This window comes from Paenibacillus pectinilyticus (genome assembly GCF_001700435.1).
GTDB classification, from domain to species: domain Bacteria; phylum Bacillota; class Bacilli; order Paenibacillales; family NBRC-103111; genus Paenibacillus_E; species Paenibacillus_E pectinilyticus.
On record NZ_LYPC01000020.1, the window covers coordinates 456,997 to 465,592 of the forward strand.

Consider the following 8,596-nt stretch of genomic DNA (forward strand, 5'->3'; position numbering starts at 1 on the left):
TAGACTGGGTGTATTTTAATGGACGAAATGATCGTGCAAGCTTCGCGGCTCCATCGTCACGAACTCATCCTTGTCAATCATGTTGGCATAACTCATTTGGTTACCTGGATATTTACGCATCTTCCAACCACCCATGTTCTTATTCCCCCCATATAAAGGATCCGAATATACCCCTTCCATGACCAGAACACGGAATTGGTTGAAGAAGGTTTTCCCTGTGATGCCGTTGACGACACTGATCTCGCCTTTTTCCATTGAAGTCAGAATCGCATCCTGCTCCTCTGGTTTAAGATCAACGAATCCCTTGGTATACTTGGCTTTGGCCGTTTCTTCCAAACTGTTGAGGCCCATCGTAATGAGTTCATGCCGCTCAATACTCAAGTAATCTCCCTGTGTGGCTTCTCCTTTTACGAAGGGGCCCATCCGATAAGTACGGGCATTCACACCCCAAGGACTTGCTAATTGATGGTCAATGAAAAAGGCAACCCCAAGGTCTGTAGCTCCAGGTCCACTATCGTCTTTGGGGAAAATACGCTCCGCGGCAGCTTCAGTAATCTGCAGCTGGGATTGATTGAAAAACATCGGTGCTTGATTGTAATCTGCTGTGACCGTTGCTTGAGGACTTGCGGAAGGTGATGGGGAAGAGGTGCTGGAATTTTTCTTGAAGCCTCCCGACATCGCACTGCCAATCACGCCACCAACAACGACGCCCCCAATGGCAGTCCCGGTATATTTGAGAAAACGGCGTCGTGAGTGATCAGGGGTATCTGTATGTGTGTTTTTGTCAGCCAACTTGTCATACCTCCTTGGAATTTTATGTACATATGGGTAGTTATGGATATGATGAGCTGGAAAGGATTTTCTTATGCATGATTTGCATGGAAATTTGGAAACGGGGGCAATGTAGTTGTAGGTATCAGTTATCTGCACACTGCATGTGAACCTATGAATGTGAGGAGAAGCCTACGCATGAATACAAAGATCGTGGTTCTCACTCTGCTGCTTGCCAGTTCCTTAACTGCTTGCAGCAAGAGTAATACGACACCAAGTGCAAGTCCAACAACTTCAACAGCACCAACATCGTCTGCGAACACGGGTACAACTACACCAGCAAGCGCTGATGCTCAAACCATTTTCAAAGCCAATTGTGTCGCTTGTCATGGGGCGAATTTGGAAGGACTGGTGGGGCCAAGCCTTCAGAAGGTGGGCGGCAAGCTCTCCAAGGATCAGCTAGTAGCCACGATTACCAACGGGAAAGGCGCTATGCCGAGTTTCAAAGGAAAGCTCTCTGACACCGATATCAATGCGTTGGCTACTTGGCTCGCGGACAAGAAATAAACAGGAATGATCCCGCCCCTCGCCGAATAAGAGGATAGGCGGGATTTTTCTTTGTCCATAGTAGGCGTATTCATTTCACTCGCATAGCGGCATAGGATAAGAATGTGGTGAACCTGCTATAGACGAGTATCCATTTCTTGATAGGGGTTGAAGGAGATGAACCAGATGAAGCACAAAGATCGAGGAAATGATCTCTTTGAATTTGCCATGTATGTGCTGGCTGCCGGTTGTTTTATTTATTTTCTAGTGAAGGGTAACGGGGCTAAAATGTTCGAGGCCGCGCTGATTGTTGCCGTGCTCTTACTTATACGTCTTGTGGTGCGATTAACCAAGACAACCCTATTTCCAGCCTTGCGTTTCTGCATTCTGTTGTTTATATCTGTCACCATGTTCATAGCGAATGAATTTGGTTATTATGGTGTCATTCCTTATCTTGATAAAATAGAGCATCTTTTCTCAGGCGTTATTCTATGCTTCATAGGTTTGTTGATTTATAGTAAAGCGGCAGGACATCAAGAAGGTAACCAACATCCATCCTCCCGTGTGGCTGTGTGGTTGTGCTTATTTTTCTCCATTGCGATGGCTGGCGTTTGGGAAATTTATGAGTTCACTACGGACCATTTCTTCGGACTGAATTCGCAAAATGGAAGCTTGATCGACACCATGACAGACATCATATGCGGGACATCCGGTGCTATCGTCACTTCTGTGTATTTAGCACTGAAAGCCAGACAAAAGATGTTGCCTCTTGTGGATATAAAAGGCTAAACAGGTGATGGTGATTCCGTAACTGTTGACTTAAGGGCGATGAAATTAAAATAGGTATTTGTTAAGAAAATTTGATGGGAATAACTTGAAGAGCTGCTGTGGCAGCTCTTTTTTCATTAGGTTCATAGTACCTCGGCAAAGAACATACATAATTTAACTGTGCTTGACTCATCCTACTTAGAAGATACTCATGGTCATTTTGCGATAGAGGGGGGTCCTATTCTTTGATTTATGTCATATTTTTTAGTGTTTTACTTGCTGTTGGCATTATCGCATTTGCCTGGTTAGTGTTTCATCGGAGGAAAAGAAGAGCACGTTAAGATCACGATGAGTTCATTTTTCGTTAAAGTGGGAAGAGGTACGTGAATGCTCTATACGAGCAGTTTTCTGTTCAAAGGGAGCTGAGATTCGCTAATTCTCTTAAATAGGGCAATTTTCAGTGAAATTTCCTGGTATAGCGATCTGACGTTCCTCTTCGTCAGGAATTCGCTGGTTTTCGAGTGATTCGTGCACCTTGGTTCCTCGTCACTATGGGGTGAGTTCTGTAACGATGTATGTTACAAAAAATTCACTTGAGTAATGGAGGGAACTGTCCTATAATGTGCCTATGTTAGTTGCATTTATAAATGTGCTAATAAATATAAGGTTTTCTATATAGGAGAGATAAGCTCATGGCTAATGTACTTTTTGTTAAGGTAAACGATCGTCCAGCAGATCAAGCAGTAAGTGTTCAAATGTACGATGCATTCTTGAAATCGTACCAAGAAGCAAACCCGAACGATGCAATCACTGAGATTGATCTTTATAACGTAGAACTTCCTTACTACGGAAATGATGCACTTACAGGCCTTTACAAGCAAGGTGCTGGATATGAACTAACAGAAAAAGAGCTAGCTGCTGCGACAATTGCTAACACTTACTTGGATCAGTTCCTTGCAGCTGACAAACTTGTAATTGCGTTCCCACTTTGGAACTTTGCAGCTCCAGCACCTTTGACTACTTATATTTCCTACCTAACTCAAGCTGGTAAAACATTTAAATATACAGCAGAAGGTCCTGTTGGACTTGTAGCTGGTAAAAAAGTTGTCTTGTTGAATGCACGTGGCGGCGTGTACTCCGAAGGACCAATGGCTGAGATTGAATCTGCAATCAGACCATTGAAAGCAACATTTGGATTGTTCGGTGTTCAAACACAAGAAGTTATCATTGAAGGCCACAATCAATTCAAAGACCGCACTGCAGAGATCGTTGCTGCTGGCCTAGCTGAAACTGCGAAAGTAGCTGCAGCGTTCTAAGATTGGCCTAGATGGAAGATGGAAGAGGAGGATCCCATGGGATTCTCCTTTTTCATTTGTTTACATATAAAGGGACTGTAGTTATTTTCACGAATACAGAGTAAGTACGGGAGCATCAAGAAAATGAAATAGTTGTATGGATAGTCGTATTAGTACATAGCTCGAGGAGGTTAAGCCATGGGAATTGAATGGTATGACATGATTGCCAGACGAAATGGTGGATATAAGAACAGAGCGGTATGCACGGTTGTAGGGCGATCGGCGGAGGATGTATTTGAGGAGAGGCTAATTCAGATGCTTCCGAAGTTTCACTCTGTCATGGATGCAGGTTGTGGTCATGGAGAATTCACATTACGAATGTCTGCACACACGACGAGCATCAAGGGATTTGATAATTCCCATGAGTTGATCACAATCGCTCAGAATTTATTGCAAGACAGCCAAGTTGAACATGTAGAATTTGTGTATGCTACTACGAAAAGTGAGCTTCCTTTTCTGGATGGGCAGTTTGACTTGATCTATGATCGCAGGGGGCCGACTTCGGTTATTAACCACAGTCGTGTATTGAAATCAGGAGGAACGATCATAGGGATTCATGGCAATGTGGATTTAGTCAAAGAACGGCTTGTAAAGAATGGATTCCTTGATATAGAAATTGAAGAATACAACGAAGCTATCACCTATTTTCCAACGAGGGAACAGTTTGTAATCTTTTTATCTGACGGGCCAGGGAGCCCGGACTATACGAAGGTTGAGCATCAACCAGAGCTTGATATGCTGTTCAGCGAGCTGGCTCTACAAGGCAGATTGGTTGGAGAACTTGGTATACGGGAACAGAAATATATTTGGCAGGCGAGAAAACCTTGAAATTCGATTGGACGAATGACGACTATGGTCGTACCACTATTAAAACCCGTTAGAGCTGCATGCAGGCTCTGCCGGGTTATTTATTTTGGATGGAGTGTCTTTAATTTACATATAAAGGGAAATGAGGTTGGATAAGCGAATATAATATAACGTGGGATTTAATTGTGAATTGAGTTTGGGATTCAACAGGAGGGAATAACCATGATACTTTATGAAAGATCGTTAAAGGGTTCACTCATCGCCATCTGTTTATTTTTGATCATGTCTATTCTACAACTCGCTATTTGCATTAGTGCGCATAGACCTGTCGCATTTATTGTTATGTTTAGTTTTTTAATAGGAGTGTTCAGTATACTGGCTTTCGTGATCTTATACGATATGATTCAGAAGGATCCTGGTATCGTGAGGTGTAAAGTGATGTTCACTGAGGAATATCGCATACATATTCAGAAACCGAATGGCAAGATACTCAAATTGCGTGTGAGTGCCGAGCAATACAAACAATACCAGGTAGATCAAACGCTTGAACTGCTCATTGCTAAGCGATCAGATGCATTACTTGCGATTTACAAGGTAGAAGAAGCAGAAAAGGTCAGTGAGGAAATACATCTATGAAGTTGTATCAAAGTAATTTGAAATTCACAGTAGTGGTTCTCTGTCTGAATATCATCAATATGATGGTACAACTGTTAAATTTTAAATTCACACGTCTTCAACCCGGGTTTGGTATCCTATTTGGTACATTGATAACGCTATCCTTGCTAATGAGTTCTTTTATCGTGATAGATCTTAGTAGGAAGAACTATCGTGTGCAAGTAGGTAAAGTTGTCTTGATTAAGAATTATCGCGTACATATCCAGAAATCTAATGGGAAAATGAAAAAGGTGGATCTTAAATTCGGTGGCATTGATCAATTCTCGCTAGGTCAACCCGTGGAACTGCATTATGCAAGGCTTTCGAGGTATCTAGTTGCCATACATGGTGTGGATGAGAAGATGAAATGAACGTTGAACGTACATACAATATGTTAAAAAAGTAGGGCACCCCCAAGTAGAACGTCTACTTGGTGAGTGTCTTTTTTTGTGCTTGGTGTTGCACTCACTTATAAAAATTCGAGTGAAACGGCGTCAACGCAGCTATGACCGCATCGCGAAATACATCCGTCCGGGTAATCCGGCCGTCGGTGAACAAACCGTACGCACCTTCTTTGTGATTACTACCAATGGTGCTGCCCAGTTCATCAATGATATGGCGAAGCTCGGTTTCGCCTTGTTTCAACTTCTCCCCAATGGCATGTGGGATTGGAAAATAAACGCCTCTTCCGACGGACAATTGCTGTCCATCCCATGCGGCGCAGACCGAGAAGAGATACCATTGGTTCGTATGTTTGGAATCATAGGTAAGTCCACCTTCAAGACCAAGTCCAATATCCGCTTCGGGTACCGCCTCAAGCACATGCTTAGCTCGATTGATCGCACCGATGATCGTCTCGTCCTCGGTCATGGGCTGATCCGAAACGCCCGATGCAACTGAGTGACAGATGGGTTCCACCGCAGTAGCAAGCACCACGGCAGCTCGTTTCGCTTGATTATACGTGCCAAGCGCGTATCGTATTTCTTTGTGCAACAAAATGGGAACACTCCTTACTTGGGACATGTTTTTGGATTAGTATAGCACAGTTTTATTGGACAAGTGGGGAGGAGCATTTCATATTTTAATAAAACTAACGTTCACGTAAGCTTGATAATCTGTTACGATAGGATTAACAAAATCAGGAATAAGAAAGGCAGGTTGTCATCTTGACGGACTACACGATGGAGGACATTACAGCGCGGCTTGGCATAACCGCTAGGACGCTGCATTACTATGAGGAAATTGGTTTGCTTGGTCCCGTTACACGGACTGTGGGTGGGCATCGGTTATTTGATGAGCCCATGGTTGAGCGAATTGGACATATTTTGAGGCTGAAACAGCAGCTAGGTGTGTCCTTACAAGGGGTGGGGGATATCCTACAGGCAGAGGAAAAGCTCGGACGGATAAGGGCTACATTTTATGAAGAAGGGCATTCGGATGAGGAAAAAGATGTTCTCCTTGAGGAGGCTTCTGATTTGCTGCGGACGTTAATTAGCCAAATTGATGATAAAATCGTTAATTTACAGGCCATTCGGCAAGGGTTCGAGGAAAGGCTGGAAAAAGCGAATCGATTGAGAGAACGAACTTAAGGAGGAGAAGAAGCGATGGGGAACTCGAAAAAATGGTGGATTTTATCGGTAACGAGCTTAGGGTCATTGTTATCCGCGCTCAACTTCAGCACATTGATCATTGCGTTGCCTGATTTATTGAAGGGACTAGAAGCTACGCTTTTGCAGGCGATGTGGGTAATGCTTTCTTATATGGTTGCCCAAACGGTCATGGTATTGATGGCAGGTTCACTTGCAGATGTTTTTGGGCGAAAACGACTATATCTCGCAGGTATTCTGCTATTTACCATTATTTCATTGGCGGCGGGCTTTGCGAATAATCCAACTTTATTGATTCTCTTCCGAATCCTGCAGGGAATCGGCGGCGCGATGGTGATGGCGAATAGTACGGCAATTGTTGCGGATGCTTTTCCCAAAGAAGAACTGGGGCGCGCATTAGGTATCAATATTATGGTTGTGGCCGTTGGACAAATTATTGGCCCTGTGCTGGGTGGATGGTTAACGATCGCCTACGGCTGGGAGTGGACGTTCTGGTTCAATGTGCCATTTGGTGCCATAGCGGTCGTGTGGGGGCTGTGGGTAATGGGAACGAAGGAAGAGAAGGTGGCTGAGCGGAAATCGGGCGGTCTTGATCGCGGCGGGATTGTGTCTTATGTGGTTTCGATTACTGCCCTGCTGCTGGCGCTCACGTGGGGGCCCATTCAAAGCTGGACTTCACCGGTCGTTTGGATTTCTGGACTAATCTTCGTAATCACATTTCCCATCTTCATTCTTTGTGAAAAAAGACATCCGAATGCGTTGCTGCATCTACCGCTTTTTGCGAATCGGACGTTCTCCTTCGGGATCATCTCAGCAACGCTTAATGCCATAGCCCGTATGGGGGTTATGTTTATGCTGATCTTTTACTTCCAGGGGGCATTGGAAAAGGATGCACTCGTTGCGGGAATCATGACCATTCCTCTGGCGGCAGGTATGCTGGTGGTTTCTCCACTGGCAGGCTGGCTCGGTGATCGCTATGGCGAAACGACGCCTGCGACGCTTGGGCTGCTACTGAGTGTGGTAGGACTAGCGGGACTTGCTGTTGACACCGCAATTGCGACGCCATTTTGGCATCTCGCAGTCTATATGTCCATTATCTCTATCGGTTCTGGGTTATTCAACTCGCCGAATTCCAGTAGCATTATGAACGCAGCAGGTCCAAAATACCGTGGAGAGGCTTCAGGTATTCGCTCACTGACGACGAATATGGGGATGATGCTTAGCATCGCGTTTTCCATGCCGATAGTGACACATAGCATTCCGCATGAAGCGATGTTGGCCATTTTCTCAGGTACGCAAGTGGGGATGAATGGAGCAGTTGATTCCCTGGGCGGCTTCATTTCGGGTCTACACGCGGTTTTCTGGTTCATGGCAGCGCTGATGGCGGTGGCGACGATCCTATCGTATTTACGTTCCACGAAACAAACGCAGAGCACGGGTGCTTCTGTAAATTAATGTTGTTATGTTAAAAGCGTTAGACGGAGAACACTTTCCTCATATGTGAGGGAGGTGTTTTTCTAATTAACGGGGAGGAGAAGGGGTGGTCTGAAGTAGCTGGGAGTTTGAATCACTTCTGATGAGGCCGCGCTTTTCATAAGATGTCGAGTATTTCGACATGCAGGTCGCGAGAAAGCGATTGTGAACCCTGTAAGTCGACTATTTCGACATGCAGGTAGCGAAAAAGCGATTGTGGATCCAGTAAGTCGATTATTTCGACTTGCAGATCGCGAGAAAGTGATTGTGGACCCTGTAAGTCGATTATTTCGACTTGCAGGTCGCGAGAAAGCGATTGTGAACCCTGTAAGTCGATTATTTCGACATACAGGTAGCGAGAAAGCCATTGTGGAGCCTGTAAGTCGATTATTTCGACATGCAGGTAGCGAGAAAGCCATTGTGAACCCTGTAAGTCGATTATTTCGACTTGCAGGTCGTGAGAAAGCAATAGTGGACCCTGTAAGTCGATTATTTCGACTTGCAGATCGCGAGAAAGTGATTGTGAACCCTGTATGCTCTTCTGTCAAGAAAGTAGACGTCACTAAGTTAAGCCACCCGCTGGTAATATAGCTGCTCAAAGAGCGCTGGGGACAT

11 protein-coding genes are annotated in these 8,596 nt (G+C 44.7%); 9 read left to right on the forward strand and 2 right to left on the reverse strand.

The window, feature by feature from the left end:
* Positions 1–15 precede the first annotated feature (15 nt).
* Positions 16–792: a gluconate 2-dehydrogenase subunit 3 family protein gene (locus A8709_RS16015; protein WP_065853344.1), complete on the reverse strand. Its 777-nt coding sequence runs from the start codon at positions 790–792 to the stop codon at positions 16–18.
* Positions 793–969: 177 nt separating this feature from the next.
* Here A8709_RS16015 and A8709_RS16020 point away from each other — a divergent pair, with 177 nt between their 5' ends.
* The 6 genes from A8709_RS16020 (at position 970) to A8709_RS16045 (ending at position 5,272) form a co-directional block, all read left to right on the forward strand.
* The gene (locus A8709_RS16020; protein WP_065853345.1) at positions 970–1,338 is read left to right on the forward strand and encodes a c-type cytochrome; all 369 of its coding nucleotides are present in this window, start codon (positions 970–972) and stop codon (positions 1,336–1,338) included.
* 165 nt (positions 1,339–1,503) lie between these two features.
* Positions 1,504–2,106 carry a DUF2238 domain-containing protein gene (locus A8709_RS16025; protein ID WP_065853346.1) on the forward strand — a complete coding sequence of 201 codons (603 nt, stop codon included), beginning with the start codon at positions 1,504–1,506 and terminating at the stop codon, positions 2,104–2,106.
* A gap of 671 nt (positions 2,107–2,777) precedes the next feature.
* A complete protein-coding gene (locus A8709_RS16030) occupies positions 2,778–3,401 on the forward strand; it encodes an FMN-dependent NADH-azoreductase (RefSeq protein WP_065853347.1) in 624 nt (207 codons plus the stop codon).
* 177 nt (positions 3,402–3,578) lie between these two features.
* Positions 3,579–4,268 carry a class I SAM-dependent methyltransferase gene (locus A8709_RS16035; protein ID WP_065853348.1) on the forward strand — a complete coding sequence of 230 codons (690 nt, stop codon included), beginning with the start codon at positions 3,579–3,581 and terminating at the stop codon, positions 4,266–4,268.
* Positions 4,269–4,469: 201 nt separating this feature from the next.
* On the forward strand, positions 4,470–4,883 hold the full coding sequence (locus A8709_RS16040) for a hypothetical protein (RefSeq protein ID WP_065853349.1): 414 nt from the start codon (positions 4,470–4,472) through the stop codon (positions 4,881–4,883).
* Entirely contained in the window at positions 4,880–5,272 is a 393-nt protein-coding gene (locus tag A8709_RS16045; RefSeq protein ID WP_065853350.1) for a hypothetical protein, read from the forward strand. The genes A8709_RS16040 and A8709_RS16045 overlap by 4 nt, the downstream gene beginning before the upstream one ends.
* 94 nt (positions 5,273–5,366) lie before the next feature.
* Here the strand turns inward: A8709_RS16045 and A8709_RS16050 are convergent, their stop codons facing one another.
* On the reverse strand, positions 5,367–5,894 hold the full coding sequence (locus A8709_RS16050) for an inosine/xanthosine triphosphatase (RefSeq protein ID WP_244163218.1): 528 nt from the start codon (positions 5,892–5,894) through the stop codon (positions 5,367–5,369).
* A gap of 188 nt (positions 5,895–6,082) precedes the next feature.
* On the opposite strand from A8709_RS16050, the gene A8709_RS16055 reads away from it, so the two are divergent.
* From A8709_RS16055 to A8709_RS16065, 3 genes are all read left to right on the forward strand, one after another.
* Positions 6,083–6,490, forward strand: coding sequence for a helix-turn-helix domain-containing protein (locus tag A8709_RS16055; protein ID WP_065853392.1), 408 nt, complete (start codon positions 6,083–6,085; stop codon positions 6,488–6,490).
* Between the two features lie 15 nt (positions 6,491–6,505).
* Positions 6,506–7,963: an MFS transporter gene (locus tag A8709_RS16060; RefSeq protein ID WP_065853352.1), complete on the forward strand. Its 1,458-nt coding sequence runs from the start codon at positions 6,506–6,508 to the stop codon at positions 7,961–7,963.
* 183 nt (positions 7,964–8,146) lie between these two features.
* On the forward strand, positions 8,147–8,572 hold the full coding sequence (locus tag A8709_RS16065; RefSeq protein ID WP_065853353.1) for a hypothetical protein: 426 nt from the start codon (positions 8,147–8,149) through the stop codon (positions 8,570–8,572).
* The last annotated feature ends 24 nt before the right edge of the window (positions 8,573–8,596 follow it).